A 19057-nucleotide genomic window follows, 5' to 3' on the forward strand; every position below is an offset into this window, starting at 1 on the left:
AGCATTTCTGCTGAGCTTTATAACACTTATCTATATTTATAAGGATTCTTCGGCTTCATTACGGATAAGTAATTCACTCACTTTTCTAAAAAAGAAAGGAAGTTCTCTACTTACTTAACTTCTTCGAAATCTACCCTTCGACTGCGCTCAGAACAAACTACTTGACTTCTTCGAAGTCTACGTCTTCTACATCACTACCTTCACCCGATCCACTTTGACTTGCATCTGGTCCAGCATCTGGTCCTGGTGCTCCGCCTTGAGCTTCTGCTTGCGCTTTGTACATTTCTTCACTAGCTACTTTCCAAGCTTCGTTTATTTTCTCTAAAGCTGGCTCAATAACAGCAATATCTTTAGTTTCGTAAGCTTTTTTAAGTTCTTCTAAAGCGTCCTCGATTGGCTTCTTTTTATCATCAGATAATTTATCACCAAACTCCTCTAATTGTTTTTCCGTTTGGAAAATCATTGAATCTGCTTCGTTTAACTTCTTAGCACTTTCTGCTGCTTTAGCATCTGCTTCTGCATTTGCTTCTGCATCTGCCTTCATCTTTTCGATTTCTTCCTCTGTTAAACCAGAAGAGGCTTCAATACGAATATCTTGTGTCTTATTAGTAGCTTTATCTGTAGCAGTTACGTGGATAATTCCATTTGCATCAATATCGAAAGTTACTTCAATTTGTGGCGTACCACGTCTAGCTGGTGGTATACCGTCTAAATGAAAACGACCAATCGTTTTATTATCGGCAGCCATAGCTCTTTCACCTTGTAACACATGAATTTCTACAGAAGGCTGATTGTCTGCTGCTGTAGAGAATACTTGCGATTTCTTAGTAGGAATCGTTGTATTAGCTTCTATAAGCTTCGTCATTACGTTACCCATAGTTTCAATACCAAGCGATAAAGGTGTTACATCTAAAAGTAATACATCTTTAACATCTCCAGTTAAAACACCACCTTGAATTCCAGCTCCTAACGATACTACTTCGTCTGGATTAACACCTTTACTAGGTGTTTTTCCGAAGAATTTCTCAACAGCTTTTTGAACTGCTGGGATACGTGTAGAACCACCTACTAAGATGATCTCATCAATATCGCTTTTACTTAATCCTGCAGATTTTAATGCAGATTGACAAGGCTCAATGGTTCTTTTTACTAAGTCGTCAATTAACTGCTCAAATTTAGAACGCGTTAATGTACGCACTAAGTGCTTAGGACCACTTGCTGTAGCTGTAATATATGGTAAGTTAATCTCTGTTTGTTCTGAAGATGACAACTCAATCTTAGCTTTCTCGGCAGCTTCCTTTAAACGTTGTAAAGACATAGGATCTTGTCTTAAATCCATAGACTCCTCTGCTTTAAATTCATCTGCTAACCAGTTGATGATTTTCTCATCTACATCGTCACCACCTAAATGCGTATCTCCATCTGTAGATAATACTTCAAATACACCATCACCTAATTCTAAGATAGATACATCGTGTGTTCCACCACCAAAATCGAAAACAACTATTTTTTGGTCTGTACCTTTTTTGTCCATACCATAAGCTAAAGCTGCGGCAGTAGGTTCGTTAATAATTCTACGAACTTTTAAACCTGCAATTTCTCCAGCTTCTTTAGTTGCCTGACGTTGTGCATCGTTAAAGTAAGCTGGTACTGTAATAACAGCTTCACTAACATCTGTTCCTAAATAATCTTCGGCAGTTTTCTTCATTTTTTGAAGAATCATAGCCGATAATTCTTGTGGCGTATATAAACGCCCTTCAATATCTACTCGAGGTGTATCATTATCACCTTTTACTACTTTATATGGTACGCGTTCTGCTTCTTTTTTAGACTCAGAATATTTATTACCCATAAAACGCTTAATAGAATAAACGGTTTTTGTTGGGTTAGTAACTGCTTGACGCTTTGCCGGGTCACCAACTTTAATTTCGCCTCCCTCTACAAATGCGATCACAGATGGCGTTGTACGCTTACCTTCTGCGTTTGGAATTACAACTGGCTCATTACCTTCCATTACAGAAACGCATGAGTTCGTTGTTCCTAAATCGATTCCAATAATTTTGCTCATAATATGTTATGCTTTAAATATGTTGAATGTTCTTTTTAAACTCGATTTGTAATAGTCAATCATTATGCCAACAGAAAATAACTGACACGATGTCATAAAACACAAAAAGACTTCAAATCTATGAAGTCTTTTATCATGTATCTTATTTATAATTTTAATTGGCCGTCATAAATATGTCAAAAAAGAACGCGCCCTGCCAGCAATTAGCTCCAGAACTAATATCTCCAAACTTATCTGTTCTAGTAATATTTACCGTTAAAGAGTTAATCGACTTATTAGAATAGTTTAAACTAAATGTATCTGGAAATGAACTATTATTATTAGCTGAGAAAATAATACCATCTGGATTAAAAGGTAGATCTGGCGAAAAATCATATCTTACTTGTAAACGAGATGGGCTAAATGGTGCCCTTAAAACGTCTACTCCTGCAACCGTAGCAGTCTGCCCAGGAATAGTCTGTTGATTTAAGACTTCCCAAGATACTGTTGTATTAACGCCTTGAACATCTACATTAAAAGAACCTGTACTGCCTACAGATACATTATCGCAAATAGGAATTTCCATACCATTAACGGATGCAATATCTGGAATGTCTGCAATTTGAGTCGTAGATAATGTTGTCCAAGTGGCATCACCAGCTGCATTACTAGTTAACACTTTACCCGCTCCCTGATTGCCATCTGCAATTCGTATGGCAGAACCAGTAACAGTAGAGGTTAAAGTAATATCATCTATTCTACCTGCATCATCCCCATTTGAAACAGAAACGTCTTTAAAATAACGCCACCTTAGCGTATAAGTTCCCGCCGTAGGGATATTATATGAATAGTTTGTCCAAGATACCGTACCAGACCATGAATCTATAACGTTTCCATCAACTGAAAACTCTAGAAGATCAAAAGTAGCCTCAGAACTCACTTCATAAAAAAAGCTAAGTGTCGCTCCTCCCGCTGGTACTGTAGCAGAATATTCCATGATAGATTCTTGGCTGTCTCCTATATTTCCAGATTCGGCTGCTTGAGTACCCGAATTAACACTAGATGATTGTGTAAACCAATTAGCATCACCACTAGTTGTTAACGGTGTTAAGGCCGTTTCAAAGTCTTGATCCAAGATCGTTGCAGACGGACTCGTATATTCTATATGTAATTTGGTGGCAGGGTTTGTTGTTCCTATACCTACATTACCTGAGTTAGTATTATACATATCGTTTCCATTAATAGTCCAATCACTATCAATACCGCCTCCAAAAGGTTGCCATGTAGCTCCATTATAAAAATAAAACCCTGGGGTATTATCTGTTTGATAAATGAGTAATCCTGTAGCAGGAGATGCAATAGCATCACGTTGGACTTGGGTTAAACGTGGTATTAAAATCCCTGAAGTGGTAGATTCAATATCTAATATTGAACTTGCATCTGGTGTTGTAGTTCCAATGCCTATTTGAGAAAATAAAAAAACAGGGAAAAAGACGAGAATAACGAGTGGTAAAGTTTTCACAATATTAAATTTTTGAGAGAATAAAATTTATTATTTTTCGACCATTTGATAATTATAAAACATTCAAATAATCGATAAAACGCACAATAATACGATAAAAAACATTAATATCAAAAAAATTTATTGTTTTTTAGTTCATGATTAGAATTTTAAATGGATAATAAATTATTAATAAAAACTATATTTGGCAGTTCTATAATAATTGTGTGCTATGGAGTGTATTTCAGTTTTTGATATGTTAAAAATTGGTGTTGGCCCATCAAGTTCCCATACTTTAGGGCCTTGGAGAGCTGCCGAAAGATGGATCAAAGAATTAAAAGACAGTGATAATTTCAACGAAGTAGATAAAATAGCTGTAAACCTCTATGGCTCTCTGTCGTTAACAGGAAAAGGTCATGCCACAGATTATGCTGTTTTACTAGGATTAAATGGTTGCGACCCTGAAACTATTCCAACAGATTCCATTGCCTCTATTGTTTCTGAAATTAAAACGACCAAAACATTACACTTCAATAATGAAAAACCTGTACCATTTAATATAGAAACCGATATTGTTTTTAATAAAACGTTTTTACCATTTCATTCAAACGGATTAACCTTTACGGCAACCATAAATGGAAAAAACGTAACATCTACTTTTTATTCCATAGGTGGAGGTTTTGTTGTTAAGGAGGAACGCAAAAACTCCAAGAAAAACTTTGAAATTAAATGCACATTCCCCTATCCTATCGATAAGGGTACTGAGCTTTTACAGTTCTGCGATACTTTAAATAAGTCCATTTCTGAAGTTGTTTTAGAAAACGAAAAATCTATACGCTCGGAAAAAGAAATAGATCTAGAATTAAAACGCATTTGGGATACCATGCTCGAATGTATGTATACGGGTTGTCATACCGAAGGAAATCTTCCCGGAGGTTTAAATGTAAGGCGTCGTGCTTTCGATACTTATCAAAGTTTAAAAGGTGAAACTTCTTATACAACTCCTGTAGAATGGGTTTATGCCATAAGGGATACCGAAGTTAAATTTCGACAAATCCTTAAATGGGTCAGTTGCTTTGCCCTTGCCGTAAACGAAGTTAATGCCTCGTTAGGCAGAGTTGTTACCGCCCCTACCAATGGAAGCGCCGGAGTTATTCCTGCTGTTTTAATGTACTATTTGGTGATTGAAAATCATGATGCCAACTTCGAGGATATTAAACGCTTTTTATTAGTGGCTGGAGAAATTGGTAGCATCTTTAAAAAAGGTGCGACAATAAGTGCTGCCATGGGTGGCTGTCAGGCAGAAATTGGCGTATCGTCTGCTATGGCTTCTGGTGCGCTTTGTGAGCTTTTGGGTGGTTCCCCAGAACAAGTACTTGTTGCTGCCGAAATTGCCATGGAACACCATTTAGGTTTAACCTGCGACCCTATTGGCGGATTAGTACAAATTCCCTGCATTGAACGTAATGCCATGGGAGCTATTAAAGCCATAAATGCTGCAGAAATGGCTCTAGATACAGATCCTAAAAACGTAAAAGTACCATTAGACAAAGTCGTTTCCACCATGTGGGAAACTGCCAAGGACATGCATACAAAATATAAGGAAACCTCAGAAGGTGGTTTAGCTGTTGGGGTTAATATGTCGGATTGTTAGATGTGTTTTTTTAGTAGTAGACAGTGTTCAGTGGTAGTTGTTAGTTGTTAGTTGTTAGTTGTTAGTTGTTAGTTGTTAGTTGTTAGTTGTTAGTTGTTAGTTGTTAGTTGTTAGTTGTTAGTTGTTAGTTGTTAGTTGTTAGTTGTTAGTTGTTAGTTGTTAGTTGTTAGTTGTTAGTAGGTACAATTTATATTCTTAGATTCTTTGCGGCTTGGCGAGAAATATCTAGTGTTCAGTGGCAGTGGGCAGTTGTTAGTCGATATTATTTACATTCTTAAATCCTTTGCGTCTTTGCGACTTAGCGAGAAACATCAAGTGTTCAGTATTCAGTTGCAGTGATCAGCAAACCATATTTACAAATTAATAAACACTATTTACTTATTTATAAACATAAATCGATTGCTTCTTGCAGTATTTCTTGGCGTCTTTGCGGCTTAGCGAGAATTGAAAGTATTCAGTATTCAGTTGCAGTAATCAGTAAACTACATTTACAAATTAGTAAACATTATTTATCTATGAATAAACACAATTCATTTGCTATTTATAGTATTTCTTAGCGCCTTTGCGGCTTAGCGTCTCCACAATTAAACAACTTAACGATTTAACAGTTAAAAAAACCTACTTCCCACAAGTTACCTTCCTCCGCGTATCAATCAAATAAATAATTTTCCATGTATCACCATCCTTAAACAACTGAAACGAATTAACACCACAATGACTAAACTCTCCATTAAACCAAAACTCGTATGGCGTCCATGCATTAGCCATATTACCATCAACCTGAATGCTGTAATCCAGCAAGCGCTCATCCCATTTTTGGTCAGCCGGTCTGTTAGCAATAGCATTTATTAGCTTTTCAGGATCATCGGTAACCAAAATATCTTTACCTTCTTTATTTTTATAAGCTGTTTGTAGAAGTATTTTATCCATCATAACCGATTTCATAAGTGTAGTATCTCCTTTATGAAACCCTTCAAAAAAAGTATCTACCGCAGCTTTAACAGCAGCTTGTTCATTGTTTTGAGAATACATAATAGAGGTCATTAAAGCTAATAAATAGAAAATTGTACGTGCCATAAACGTTTAAATTTTAACTAAGGTAAAACAACATATGTAACGATAATACTTCTTAAAGAAAAGTTTAACATATATACTTAATTCACTACTTTTACATACTATTTAAAAAACATAAAATATATGTCTGTAGCCAAGAAAGAATATAAGCGCGTCACAGTAAAAACATTAGTTGATATGAAAGCTAATGGTGAAAAAATATCAATGTTAACCGCATACGATTATACGATGGCGAAAATTGTTGATGGTGCTGGTGTAGATGTTATACTTGTTGGAGACTCTGCCAGTAATGTTATGGCCGGACATGAAACCACACTACCTATAACTTTAGATCAAATGATATATCACGCATCTTCTGTAATTCGTGCTATATATCGTGCATTGGTTGTTGTAGACTTACCTTTTGGAAGCTATCAAAGTGATCCTAAAGAAGCACTGCGATCTGCTATCAGAATTATGAAGGAAAGCGGGGCGCATTCGGTAAAACTAGAAGGTGGTAAGGAAATAAAAGAATCCATTAAACGTATACTAAACGCCGGTATTCCCGTAATGGGACATTTGGGCTTAACACCGCAATCCATATACAAATTCGGAACCTATACAGTAAGAGCCAAAGAAGAGGAAGAAGCCGAAAAACTTATTAGCGACGCCAAAATGTTAGAACGTATTGGTTGCTATGCCATTATTCTTGAAAAGATACCAGCTAAACTTGCAAAAGAAGTAGCAGAAAGTGTGAGTATTCCAATTATTGGAATCGGGGCTGGAAATGGTGTAGATGGACAAGTATTGGTATTACACGACATGTTAGGAATGACCCATGAGTTTAATCCTCGGTTTTTACGTCGTTATATGAATTTATATGAAGACATGACTGGTGCCATTTCTCAATATGTCGATGATATTAAAACCTCTGAATTTCCTAATGATAATGAACAGTATTAATTTTAGTTAGCAGTAAACAGTGTTCAATAATAATTATATTGTTTACGAAATTATTTAAGCATTAGTGGCTACAAAAATTCTTTCCAATAAAAGCAATCTTCAGGTTTTATACGAAGACAATCATATTATTATCGTTAACAAACGTGCTGGAGATATTGTTCAAGGCGATAAAACGGGAGACAAACCTCTAAGCGATGTTGTAAAAGAATATATTAAAGACAAGTACAACAAACCGGGAAATGTATATTTGGGCGTTGTACACCGGCTAGACAGACCCACAACCGGACTTGTCATTTTTGCAAAAACAAGCAAAGCTCTACCTAGACTTAACAAATTATTCCTTTCAAAGGATATAAAAAAAACATACTGGGCTCTAGTAAAAAACCAACCACCTAAACCAGAGGACACTTTAATTAATTGGCTAAAAAAGAATCCTAAAAACAATAAGTCTACTACTCACACCAAAGAGGTTAAAGACAGTAAAAAAGCTATTCTTCATTATAAACTACTAAAAAAGTTAGACCGTTATTATCTACTTGAAATTAATCTGGAAACGGGCAGGCATCATCAAATACGCTCGCAATTATCTCACATAGGATGCCCCATAAAAGGCGATCTAAAATATGGATTCGATAGAAGTAACAAAGATGCTAGCATTCATTTACATGCCAGGTATATTGAGTTTATTCACCCAGTTAAAAAAGAACCTGTAAAAGTTTCTGCACCACTGCCAAAAGATGCTATTTGGGATGCTTGTTTAGCATAATTTGAATATCTTTATAAAAAAGATTTTTGAATACCATACCCGAAATACTATCAAAACAAAGAACGTTTTTTAAATCCCAAAAAACAAAAGACGTTTCCTATAGATTGTCACTTTTAAAGATCTTAAAGCAAGAAATAGTTTCTAATGAACAAGCTATTTACGATGCTCTAAAAAAAGATTTTAACAAGCCAGAATTCGAAACATTTATTAGCGAATTCGGATTGGTTATTTCTGAACTGAATCTAGTTATTAAAAACCTTAAAAAATGGGTTAAACCACAGCGTGTAAAAGCATCGATGCTTACATTTCCTTCACGAGATTATATTTATAAAGAACCTTACGGAAGTGTATTAGTAATTGCACCTTGGAACTACCCTTTTTTATTAGCTATAGAACCTTTAATTATGGCCATTGCCGCAGGCAATACGGTTGTTTTAAAGCCCAGCGAACTTACTGAGCATACATCAAAGCTCATTACGAGTATGATGCAAAACGTATTTCCGGAAACCGTGGCAACATCTGTTGAAGGCGGTGTAGAAACTGCCACTGAGCTATTAGCCCAAAAGTGGGATTATATATTCTTTACTGGTAGTGTGCCTGTTGGAAAAATAGTAGCCAAAGCTGCGGCAAAGCATTTAACACCTGTTACTTTAGAATTAGGCGGGAAATCACCTTGCATTATTGATGACACCGTAGATTTAAAGCTTACCGCCCGACGCATCTCCTGGGGCAAGTTCTTAAATGCTGGGCAAACATGCATTTCTGCCGATTATATTATTGTTAAATCCAGTATTAAAGATGCTTTTATCGAAGCTTTAAAAACTGAAATTATTAAAAGGTATGGCGAAACCCCAAAGGAATCGCCTGACTTACCTAGAATAATCAACAGAAAAAATGTTTTAAGACTAGCGGATATGTTAGAAGAATCCCAAATTGTTTTTGGGGGTGAAATTGATGTTGATAATTGCTATATAGCACCTACAATACTAAACATCCCAGATTTAGACAGTAAGATAATGAGTGATGAGATTTTTGGTCCAATATTACCTATTCTAACTTATGATACCGAACAGGATATAGAAAACATTATTTGGAATTATGACAAACCCTTAGCACTGTATGTGTTTTCAAAAAACAATGCTTTTATTGAACAAACCATTAAAAAATATAGTTTTGGCGGTGGTGTGGTAAATGATTTGCTCATCCATTTTGGAAATCACAGATTACCCTTTGGAGGTGTTGGGGCTAGTGGCATGGGCGCATACCATGGAAAAACTGGTTTCAATACGTTTTCACACGATAAAGCTATTTCCAAACGAGGCAATTGGACCGATCCAGGTGTGAGATACGCTCCATATAAAGGGAAATTCCAACTCTTAAAAAACATGTTTAAATATTTCTCTTAATTTTAAAGTGAGCTTTTATTTTAACAATAAACTGACTAAAAGATTAGTATTCTTGATTAGCAAAAAGAGTTACGATTCATATTGTGATCTTATTCGCCTCTTAAGTAATCGGATAATTTAAAACCAATTGTACACCCTCGTTAGGTTTAGAGAGTAAATCAAATTCTGCATGAATTAATGATGCCCTACTTTTCATATTTATTAATCCTGCACCTTTTTCTACTTCATTAAGATCGAAGCCCTTACCATCATCTGTCGCAATAATCTTAATGCTTTCTTTTTTGTATTCTATGGTAACAGATAGGTTACTTGCTTCAGAATACTTCACCGAATTGGACATAAACTCCTGCAGTATTCTAAAAATAATAATTTCGTGCTTCTTGTTTGTAAAATCAATCTTCTCTCCTACTGTTTTAAGCTCGGCAGAAGTAAACTTCATCCTTTTAAGTCGGTCTAATTCGTTAGTAATAGACTTCTCAAAACCGATATTCAACACCACTTCATTATTTAATGTTTTTGAAAGGGCGCGTACTTCAGACAAACTATTTTTAAGCGCTTCAGAAGTATCTTTAAACTTTTCTTTAACATCTTCTGCCACTTGCATTTTTAAAATACTCAACTGCATATTGGCAAACGACAACAACTGTCCAACATTATCATGCAACTCCCATCCTATATTCTTAAGCGTCTGTTCTTGTATTTCGGTTTGTGCCTGTGCTATTTCTTCTTCAAAAGCTTGTTGTTGCTTTATTTTCTCCAATAACAATTTATTTTTTCTCTTTTGAAATACCACAAAAAAGATAATGACCAAAAGCGTTACGACTACTAAAACAGTAATCATATATGCTAATAAATAACGTTCTGAAGCGGTACTCGCTAATTGTTCTCTGGTTTGCACCATATTAAAGCAAAGGTAAAAGTTAAGTACATAAAAATATTGGCAAATAAATAAATTCCCCTTCTTAAAAAGATGAAATCCCAATCTCGATTTGGGTTTCCTACTTCATAGGTGAAATATATATCATAAAAATCTAAAGGAGTAATAATGAGCCACCAAACAAATATGGCGGCACTAATGTAAAAGTTGAGCGATCTATAAAAAGTTAATATATTATCACTTTGTAAAGTCTCAATAAAATATAATACGGCACATAAAAAAATAATTACCGCACCAAAAATACTTATTACTGGAAAAAAACTGTTAAAATACTTATCCCAATTTAAAGCAATGTATACTATCGAGAAAAACAAAAAACTATAACTAGAGTATTTAACTATATTTTTGAATGCTTTATTTTCTAATATTTTATGATAATAAAATCCGAAAAAAAGAATAGCTCCGATACCCCAAAACAAAGTTGACCACCAATGATTTTTCTCAAAAACTGAACCTATAAGAAAATCAAAAACTTTTCCTGGTGAAACATACCTTGTATAAAAGCTAAAAAAATCACATATAGTTAGATAAGCTAAAAAGTATATAAAATATTTAGCAGCTGTAAATTTGTACCTTTTATAAAGCAACAAACCTGTTACAGCTGCTAACGATTCCATTATTGTTGTTAACAAATAATAATTCTGTTTTATAAACTCTTCCACAAAAAGAATATACTAGTTGGGATATCCTCCGTTACCTCCACCTCCATTGTTGTTAGGGGGCGTAGGAATATCTCCTCCACCTTGAAAGGTAGTGAATGGGCTCATACTTGCCGCATCATACGACTTATGCCCAGTTGGTACCATAAACATGGTTGTTAAATCTCCCTTTTCCTCACCTGCATCTTTCCCGTAAACTCCCAAATAAAAACGAAGCCCTGTCATTTCGTAGCCCATATCTTCTGCTGCTTCTTTAGAAAACTCTATATAGTTTTCAATTTCGTCTAAAGACCAATGTGTCCAGCGGTAATCTTTTTCTTTTTTACCACCTGTCTGCGTTGTTACACAACTATCTACAGCTTGGCATCTGAATTTGTTCCAGTTTTCATTTAATTTTTTGGCATAGCTAGTGTCGATAAGTCCTTTAGGTTTTTTAACGTGCCCGTCGGCAGTCCTGAATCTTGTTTTCATAGCATCTACTTCAGGTCCCCTAGGACAAAAATAATACGTCAACACGGCTCCAATGATGAAGCCTAAAATGATGTAACTTAATTTCTTCATGTTTTGTTAGTTAAACGGTTAATAAATAGCTGACCAAAAATAAGAAAAAGATTTAATTCTGTAGTCCTTTTTCCTAATGGATAAATTAGGCAGGAAAACCTAGCATATCCCCCATGCCTACTGTAAATAACCAACAACCGTAAACGGCATGTTCTATGGATACTAACACTGTTGATTGTGTTCTGTTATAAGTTATCGCAAATAGCAAACCACCAAAAAAAGTGAGTATAATCACCAAACTATTTTTAAAAAATATATGCCCCAAAGCAAATATAACGGCATTTACGAATACAAATAGCGCTTCTTTTTTAAACAAACCCTTGTAGCGCTCGAAGAAAAAGGTTCGGTAAATGATCTCTTGTGGGTACACCGAAAAGAAACTATATATAAACAATATAAAGACCCAAAGCTTGGGTTTATTAAGTAATACATTAAAAAGCAATGTGCTATCGGTTAGCCAAACAAATAATGTAGTAAGTACAGCAATGATAACCAGTTTAAAAATTGTGAGCTTCCAAAATTTCTGCCATTTAAGGTTTGGGGCTATTTTAAAGACTTTTTTTTCAACCTTTAACAGAACATAAACAATATACAAGAACCCGAGTAGTCCAATACCCATTTTAATTCTTACAGAATAGTTTATAGCAAAACTAACAGGCAGTAAGATAAAAATGATTAAAAACTCAATACTCTTATATAGTCTTGTATCCATATTGAAACTCCTTATTACATATTAATTGCCGTAGTGTGTTTTACTTCGTTTATTACAAACATGCTATGGGTGCTTCCAATGTGATTGATGGTTGTTAACTTTTTAACCATAAATTCGCGAAAAGCACGCATGTCTTTTACCAAAACTTTTAATAGGTAGTCGTAATCACCACTAATATGATAACACTCCAATACTTCATTAATATCGGTTACTTCCTTTTCAAACTTCACTACGTAATCCTGACTGTGTTGAACTAATTTAATATGGCAAAATGCAACAAAAGCCTTATCAACCTGTTCTTTATTTACCAAAGCGACATACTTATCTATAAACCCCTCTCTTTCCAGTTTTTTGATCCGCTCATAAACAGCAGTTACAGAAAGATTTAATTTATTAGAAAGCTCTTTATTCGTTTGTTTACTATCCGTTTGCAAGTAATCTAGTAATTTCCTATCTATTTCATCAAACACCATAATTGAAAATTTTTCATCAAGATACATAAAAAACAGGCAAGATTCAGTATAAAAAACCACATTTAAACCATATTTAAGTTTTATTTTCTAAATAATTAACGATAGATTGTTTTTTAATCTATTAATACTCAATTTTGTTATATAAAAAACCTAAATCATTATGGCTTTTAAACCAGCAAACAATATACAAGATTTACAATATTTCGGTGAATTCGGAGGTGTAAACCCTTCTATTTCAGATTCTTCAACTTACACATTCTTATCCGCAAAAACCATGTTCGACACCTTTGAAGGTAATGCAGATGGCTGTTATTTATATTCGCGACATTCCTCACCTTCAAACTTATATCTAGGTGAAGCTTTAGCTGCTATGGAAGGTACCGAAACTGCAAATGTCTCAGCTTCAGGAATGGGTGCTATCACCCCTGTTTTATTACAGTTGTGTGGTGCTGGAGATCATATAGTTTCCAGTAGAACTATTTATGGTGGTACATATGCTTTTTTGAAAAACTTTGTGCCTCGATTAAACATTGAAACCTCGTTTGTTGATATTACAAATTTGGAGGCAGTAGAACATGCCATTACCGAAAACACAAAAGTATTATATTGCGAATCTGTTAGTAATCCACTTTTAGAAGTTGCAGATATAAAAGGGCTGGCAGATATTGCCAAAAGACACAACCTAAAGTTAGTGGTAGACAATACCTTTTCCCCACTATCGATATCTCCTGTAATACTAGGCGCAGATGTTGTTATTCACAGTTTAACAAAATTTATTAACGGTTCTAGCGATACCGTTGGTGGCGTTGTTTGCGGATCTCAAGAATTTATAAACGCGTTACGTAATGTAAATGATGGCGCTAGCATGCTACTAGGTTCTACAATGGATAGTGTTAGAGCAGCTTCTATATTAAAAAACCTAAGAACATTGCATATTAGAATGCAACAGCATAGCCATAATGCCATGTATCTCGCCGAAAAGTTTGAAGCTGATGGTTTAAAAACGGTTTATCCGGGATTAGAATCCCATCCATCACACAATCTCTTTAAAAGTATGATGAATGAAAAATATGGTTTCGGAGGTATGCTAACCATCGATGTGGGATCTTTAGATAAAGCCAACGAACTTATGGAAATGATGCAAGATAAAAACCTGGGCTATTTGGCAGTAAGCCTTGGGTTTTACAAAACACTTTTTAGTGCTCCCGGGAGCTCAACATCGTCTGAAATTCCAGAAGATGAACAAAAGGAAATGGGCTTAAGCGACGGATTAATCCGCTTTTCTATAGGGCTGGATGCAGATATCGAACGTACTTATAAAACCATGCGTACCTGTATGGAAACATTAAACATCCTTGATCCCAGAGAAGAAATAATAAAACCTAGTAAACTACAAAATGCTTAAAAACAACCTATTAAGCTTAGGTAGTATAAATTAAAAAGTTTAGTAATCATATGTATTTAGATCAGGATCAAGTTAAATCCCTTTAATACGCGTCCATAGGTCGGACATAACCGTTTCAAAGTTTTCAAACTCTGGCTCAAAAGGTTTAATATTCAATCGATTATTGTCCTTATAAAGCTTTAAGCTAAAAACAGAAGAATTAGGGTTGTTTTCGTCTAAAGTCGGATACCGTAAATCATTGTATTGATAGTTATTATCCTTCATCTTATAAATGCTATAATAATGATTACTAAACTTTGCTAGGTTTTTAATATCATCATATTGAGAAGGTTTTAAATCACGCTGTTTTGGCAGCACTCTAAAATTCAAAAACTTACTTTGCCTATCTAACAACGAATAGTTAGACACAAAGTATAAAGAATCCGTTTCAACAATTCCGTACCACAATACATTATTAAATATAGCTGGTTGTGTACTATACCGCTTAAAATTAATCTGACTTTCTGCCATCGATTTTCTAAATACGGCATCTATATAAAGCTTGTTCCCTATGGTAAACAACATATATGTAGAACTTATACCTAGACCCAATTTTAACCAAAGCTCCCTTCTATTCGATGTTCTGTTAATAAACATCAAAACGATCATGCAGATAAGGAACGGTAACGTATAAATGGGATCTACTACCGCAATATTATTAAAAGCAACACGGTAATTACTAAATGGCGTAAACAACTGCGTTCCATAGGGTGTAAAACAATCTAAAATTGGATGCGTAATCAAAGACCAAAAGTATAACCACATCCAATCCTTTGCAGTAGTAGTATGAATCCGTTTGCCGGAATTATATATTTTATGAGTGAGCCATCCTAAAAGAAATGTAGCAAGAACCGAAAATAAAATGGAATGCATAAAACCTCTATGAAACAGCATGGCGTCAATTTCGTTACCATAAAGTAAGCTGCCAACATAAACGTCTAAATCTGGAATTGTGCCACCAATAGCGCCGAATAAAAGCGCTTTGTTACCAATTTTCTTTCCAAGAACAGCTTCACCGCAAGCAGCCCCTAAGACAATTTGAGTTAATGAATCCATATACGCCGGTAAAAATACAATTTAAACGGCTTCATCAAAACGCCATCATCTTAACATTTTTTGTAAAGATTTATAGTAGTTTATTTTTTCAGTAATTCTAATTATATTTTCCTGAATGTTAATTTTGAACTCTAAAAGTTCTTCATAACTTTCTTTTTTCTGCTGTTTTGCGTAATCATTTTCTATCATATAGATATATTCCAGGGTTTTTAAGCTTCTGGATAGTGTCTGATTATATTTTTCTATTTTAGTTTTTACATGATTACGCGTTTCTACGTTATACTTCATTGCTATTAATCTGGTTGGTTGGTTAGTTTTATTTAAGTCAAAATCAGAGATTTAGATACAGATTAAGTGACAAACCCTATTTAGGGCGAGAGAATCACTATACTGTTGGATTTAGTGGTTTCAAAATAAAAAAAAATAACTGAAAAAAAAATCAAAATCTTAAATTGTAACATTTTGTTGTAGTAATAGAACCAAGAGTACTCCTGCTACATTAATTACGACACGACTTTTATTACAAAGTCACACCCAAATAGGCCATTCGTAATCCAGACAACACAAAAATTTAAAAATTGAAGTTTAACAATTTGCTAAAAAATAAGGATTATCGTAACATTACGTGACTAAAAAAAAATAGATGCAAGACGAAAACAATCTCTCTGAAATTAAAATCGACGATCAAAAAATAATTGACAACAAAGAATTAAGCATTTTGGAGGCTTTAATTCCTGTAATAGCATTGGTTGGTATGCTGGCATATAACATATATGTTTATGGCGATGATGCTTTAAGCGGAAGTAACCAGTTTATTTTACTCCTAGGTGCTGCCGTTGCTGCCATAGTTGGTTTTAAGAACAAAGTATCTTACAAACGAATGATTGAAGAAGTTTCTGAGAATGTAAAGTCGACCACCGGAGCGCTATTAATATTACTTATGGTAGGTTCTTTAGCAGGAACCTGGTTAATTAGTGGTATTATTCCAACCATGATCTATTATGGTCTACAAATATTAAACCCAACTATCTTTTTAGCAGCCTGTGTAATTATTTGTTCCATTATTTCTGTGGCAACTGGAAGCTCTTGGACTACTTCTGCTACTATTGGTATTGCTCTTGTTGGTATTGGTGAGGCCTTAGGTATATCGGTTGGAATGACAGCAGGAGCCGTATTATCTGGTGCCTATTTTGGTGATAAACTATCGCCACTTAGCGACACGACCAACCTTGCGCCGGCTATGGCAGGTGGGGAATTGTTCAGTCATATTAAATATATGTCATTAACTACAGTGCCAACCATACTAATAACACTTATCATTTTTATTATAATAGGTTTAAATCTAGATATAACCGGTACTCCACAAATAAATGATAAACTAACTGCTATTAAAGGAGCTTTTAACATAAGTCCATGGTTATTTATCGTTCCAGTATTAGTTATAGTTATGATTGTAAAGAAAACCCCGCCATTAATAGCTTTACTTGCAGGAGCTTTACTTGGTGGTGTAGCTGCTCTTATTGCACAACCAGACATTGTAGCAAAAATTGCTGGGGCAGAATCATTAACATTTCAATCGGCATATCAAGGCGTCATGAATGCTTTAACAGTAGACACTGCTGTTGAAACATCTAGCCCAGAATTGAACGATTTATTTACAGCTGGAGGTATGAAAGGTATGCTTGGAACCATCTGGCTAATCGTTTGTGCTATGGTATTTGGAGGAGTTATGGATGCTATAGGTGCCTTATCCAGAATCACCAAATCTTTATTAAATTTAGCAACAACTACATTTGGCCTATTTGCAAGTACGGTTGCTAGCTGTTTAGCCCTAAACCTGACAGCTTCCGATCAATATCTAGCTATTGTAGTTCCCGGAAAAATGTTTAAACAAGCTTATAAAGACAAAGGTCTCGCCCCCGAAAACTTAAGTAGAACACTCGAAGATTCCGGAACGGTAACATCTGTTCTTATTCCTTGGAATACTTGTGGGGCCTACCATTCTAAAGTTCTATTTGGTTATGCAGGAGCCACAGCATACATTCCGTACGTTTTCTTTAGTATTCTTAGTCCATTCGTTACCTTACTGTTTGCTGCCTTTTCAATTAAAATAAAACAGCTTACTGAAAAATAAATTTAAATTATTGTTTTTTGAATTACGAATAGACAAAATCTATTGACTAATAAATAATAAAAATTTCAATTCTTACAAAAATCACTATTCTGCTTTATATTTGTATTGTCGAAAATTAATAACAATTAAAATATAAAACACATGGCATTAGTAGGAAAAAAATTTCCAGATTTAAACGTTGACGCAATGAACGAAATGGGCGATACTTTTAAAGTAAACGTTCTTGAAGAAGCAGTTAACAACAAGAAAAAAGTAGTATTATTTTGGTATCCAAAAGATTTTACATTTGTATGTCCTACAGAATTACATGCATTTCAAGCAGCATTACCAGAATTTGAAAAACGCAATACCATTGTAATTGGCGCATCTTGCGATACACCAGAAGTTCATTTTGCATGGTTAAACACTTCTAAAGATAATGGTGGTATCGAAGGTGTTACCTACCCTATTCTTGCAGATAGCAACAGAAACCTATCAAGTGTTTTAGGTATACTGGATATTACTAATGAAACATACGACGAAGCAACAGAAACTGTACAAGTTGAAGGCGATAACGTAACGTACAGAGCCACTTACATTATAGACGAAGAAGGTACCGTACAACACGAAAGCATAAACAACATGCCTTTGGGTAGAAATGTACAAGAATATATTCGTCTTGTTGATGCATTAACCCATGTACAAGAAAAAGGAGAAGTATGTCCTGCAAACTGGGAAGAAGGTAAAGATGCCATGAATCCTAATGCTAAGGCTACAGCAGAGTATTTAGCTTCTCACTAAATAAATATCAATAGTCAAAATGCCAAATTCCTACGATTCCATCTCGGAATTTGGCGCTTGATCTATTGAAAATTCAATAAAAATATTATGCTACAAGAATTAGATCAAGATAATTTAACAGAAATAGTTTCTAACAACAACATCGTAGTTGTTCAATATTCTGCTACCTGGTGTGGTAATTGTAGAATTATGAAACCTAAATTCAAGAAATTAGCTTCAGAAAACGAAAACGTTTCTTTTGTTATTGCAGATGCAGAAAAATTTCCGGAATCCAGAAAATTAGCAACTGTTGACAATTTACCGACTTTTGCAACCTTTAAAGATGGCGTACTTTTAAATCAGGTTCAAACAAACAAGTTTGACGTTTTAAAAGAGTTAGTCGACGAAGTTATTTAAAACACATTATTTAAATGAAGTTACCAGTAATTAAACATCTTACACAGTTTATTGAAGACAATGACGAGGATTTTGTAATAGAAACCATCGAAACCCTTGAAGCATTAACAGAAGTTCCCTCTTTAAAAGATGAAGAATTAGATGTTATTGGTGAGCTTATTTCTAACATGTACGGCGCCATTGAAGTAAATAAAATGATAAAAGATGGTGTAGATAAGAAAGAAGCCCTGAACAGTTTTATGAAACGTGTTTTAGGATCTATTGATAAAACTTAGAAAAAGAAAAATTCCAATAATTTAAAACCGTCTAAATAGTGATTTTAGACGGTTTTATATTTTAAAGCTATAAAGAACTAAACAATAACTACTCATTACATTTCTGCAAGTCATCCGTTTTATAAATTAGCATTTTACAAGAGATCTATTATATAAAAATTGAATACTTTATCCGTAAACATAGATGAAGTGTTTTTTATTAAAACAATTTTTAAAATTTAGTAGGTAAAAGATTAAATA

The 19057-nt window shown here is 34.5% G+C and carries 19 protein-coding genes; 9 read left to right on the top strand and 10 right to left on the bottom strand.

Annotated elements, in window-relative coordinates:
- Positions 1 to 157: 157 nt before the first annotated feature.
- Positions 158 to 2068 (bottom strand): molecular chaperone DnaK, encoded by a 1911-nt coding sequence (gene dnaK, locus C1H87_RS01750; RefSeq protein WP_102754170.1) that lies wholly within the window; start codon positions 2066 to 2068, stop codon positions 158 to 160.
- A 154-nt stretch (positions 2069 to 2222) separates the two neighbouring features.
- Positions 2223 to 3569 carry a hypothetical protein gene (locus tag C1H87_RS01755; RefSeq protein ID WP_102754171.1) on the bottom strand — a complete coding sequence of 449 codons (1347 nt, stop codon included), beginning with the start codon at positions 3567 to 3569 and terminating at the stop codon, positions 2223 to 2225.
- A 211-nt stretch (positions 3570 to 3780) separates the two neighbouring features.
- Here C1H87_RS01755 and C1H87_RS01760 point away from each other — a divergent pair, with 211 nt between their 5' ends.
- Complete coding sequence (locus C1H87_RS01760; protein WP_102754172.1) at positions 3781 to 5202, top strand: L-serine ammonia-lyase; 1422 nt, start codon at positions 3781 to 3783, stop codon at positions 5200 to 5202.
- A gap of 618 nt (positions 5203 to 5820) precedes the next feature.
- Here the strand turns inward: C1H87_RS01760 and C1H87_RS01765 are convergent.
- Complete coding sequence (locus C1H87_RS01765) at positions 5821 to 6279, bottom strand: nuclear transport factor 2 family protein (protein WP_102754173.1); 459 nt, start codon at positions 6277 to 6279, stop codon at positions 5821 to 5823.
- Positions 6280 to 6399: 120 nt separating this feature from the next.
- Between C1H87_RS01765 and panB the strand changes: the two genes are divergently transcribed.
- The 3 genes from panB to C1H87_RS01780 all read left to right on the top strand — a co-directional run bounded on the left by panB (position 6400) and on the right by C1H87_RS01780 (position 9390).
- Positions 6400 to 7218, top strand: coding sequence for a 3-methyl-2-oxobutanoate hydroxymethyltransferase (panB, locus tag C1H87_RS01770; protein ID WP_102754174.1), 819 nt, complete (start codon positions 6400 to 6402; stop codon positions 7216 to 7218).
- A gap of 64 nt (positions 7219 to 7282) precedes the next feature.
- Complete coding sequence (locus C1H87_RS01775) at positions 7283 to 7984, top strand: RluA family pseudouridine synthase (RefSeq protein ID WP_102754175.1); 702 nt, start codon at positions 7283 to 7285, stop codon at positions 7982 to 7984.
- Positions 7985 to 8010: 26 nt separating this feature from the next.
- Entirely contained in the window at positions 8011 to 9390 is a 1380-nt protein-coding gene (locus tag C1H87_RS01780; protein ID WP_102754176.1) for an aldehyde dehydrogenase, read from the top strand.
- 100 nt (positions 9391 to 9490) lie between these two features.
- On the opposite strand, the gene C1H87_RS01785 is transcribed toward C1H87_RS01780, so the two are convergent.
- From C1H87_RS01785 to C1H87_RS01805, 5 genes are all read right to left on the bottom strand, one after another.
- Positions 9491 to 10291: a sensor histidine kinase gene (locus tag C1H87_RS01785; protein WP_102754177.1), complete on the bottom strand. Its 801-nt coding sequence runs from the start codon at positions 10289 to 10291 to the stop codon at positions 9491 to 9493.
- A complete protein-coding gene (locus C1H87_RS01790) occupies positions 10267 to 10959 on the bottom strand; it encodes a hypothetical protein (protein WP_233783296.1) in 693 nt (230 codons plus the stop codon). Before C1H87_RS01790 ends, C1H87_RS01785 begins: the two co-directional genes overlap by 25 nt.
- 42 nt (positions 10960 to 11001) lie before the next feature.
- Entirely contained in the window at positions 11002 to 11547 is a 546-nt protein-coding gene (locus C1H87_RS01795) for a hypothetical protein (protein ID WP_102754179.1), read from the bottom strand.
- Positions 11548 to 11632: 85 nt separating this feature from the next.
- Positions 11633 to 12259, bottom strand: a complete 627-nt coding sequence (locus tag C1H87_RS01800) for a CPBP family intramembrane glutamic endopeptidase (RefSeq protein ID WP_102754180.1) — start codon at positions 12257 to 12259, stop codon at positions 11633 to 11635.
- 14 nt (positions 12260 to 12273) lie between these two features.
- Complete coding sequence (locus C1H87_RS01805) at positions 12274 to 12732, bottom strand: Lrp/AsnC family transcriptional regulator (RefSeq protein ID WP_102758140.1); 459 nt, start codon at positions 12730 to 12732, stop codon at positions 12274 to 12276.
- 160 nt (positions 12733 to 12892) lie between these two features.
- On the opposite strand from C1H87_RS01805, the gene C1H87_RS01810 reads away from it, so the two are divergent.
- A complete protein-coding gene (locus C1H87_RS01810) occupies positions 12893 to 14137 on the top strand; it encodes an aminotransferase class I/II-fold pyridoxal phosphate-dependent enzyme (RefSeq protein WP_102754181.1) in 1245 nt (414 codons plus the stop codon).
- 72 nt (positions 14138 to 14209) lie between these two features.
- Here C1H87_RS01810 and C1H87_RS01815 read toward each other — a convergent pair whose 3' ends face one another.
- Both C1H87_RS01815 and C1H87_RS01820 read right to left on the bottom strand, forming a co-directional pair.
- Entirely contained in the window at positions 14210 to 15232 is a 1023-nt protein-coding gene (locus tag C1H87_RS01815; protein ID WP_102754182.1) for a metal-dependent hydrolase, read from the bottom strand.
- A gap of 45 nt (positions 15233 to 15277) precedes the next feature.
- On the bottom strand, positions 15278 to 15520 hold the full coding sequence (locus C1H87_RS01820) for a hypothetical protein (RefSeq protein ID WP_102754183.1): 243 nt from the start codon (positions 15518 to 15520) through the stop codon (positions 15278 to 15280).
- Between the two features lie 355 nt (positions 15521 to 15875).
- Here C1H87_RS01820 and nhaC point away from each other — a divergent pair, with 355 nt between their 5' ends.
- The 4 genes from nhaC to C1H87_RS01840 all read left to right on the top strand — a co-directional run bounded on the left by nhaC (position 15876) and on the right by C1H87_RS01840 (position 18817).
- The gene (gene nhaC, locus C1H87_RS01825) at positions 15876 to 17366 is read left to right on the top strand and encodes a Na+/H+ antiporter NhaC (protein ID WP_102754184.1); all 1491 of its coding nucleotides are present in this window, start codon (positions 15876 to 15878) and stop codon (positions 17364 to 17366) included.
- 141 nt (positions 17367 to 17507) lie between these two features.
- The gene (locus C1H87_RS01830; RefSeq protein WP_102754185.1) at positions 17508 to 18146 is read left to right on the top strand and encodes a peroxiredoxin; all 639 of its coding nucleotides are present in this window, start codon (positions 17508 to 17510) and stop codon (positions 18144 to 18146) included.
- An 87-nt stretch (positions 18147 to 18233) separates the two neighbouring features.
- Positions 18234 to 18542: a thioredoxin family protein gene (locus tag C1H87_RS01835; RefSeq protein WP_102754186.1), complete on the top strand. Its 309-nt coding sequence runs from the start codon at positions 18234 to 18236 to the stop codon at positions 18540 to 18542.
- Between the two features lie 14 nt (positions 18543 to 18556).
- Entirely contained in the window at positions 18557 to 18817 is a 261-nt protein-coding gene (locus C1H87_RS01840; RefSeq protein WP_102754187.1) for a DUF6952 family protein, read from the top strand.
- Positions 18818 to 19057: the final 240 nt, after the last annotated feature.

Origin of the sequence: Flavivirga eckloniae (assembly GCF_002886045.1) — a bacterium.
Classification (GTDB): domain Bacteria; phylum Bacteroidota; class Bacteroidia; order Flavobacteriales; family Flavobacteriaceae; genus Flavivirga; species Flavivirga eckloniae.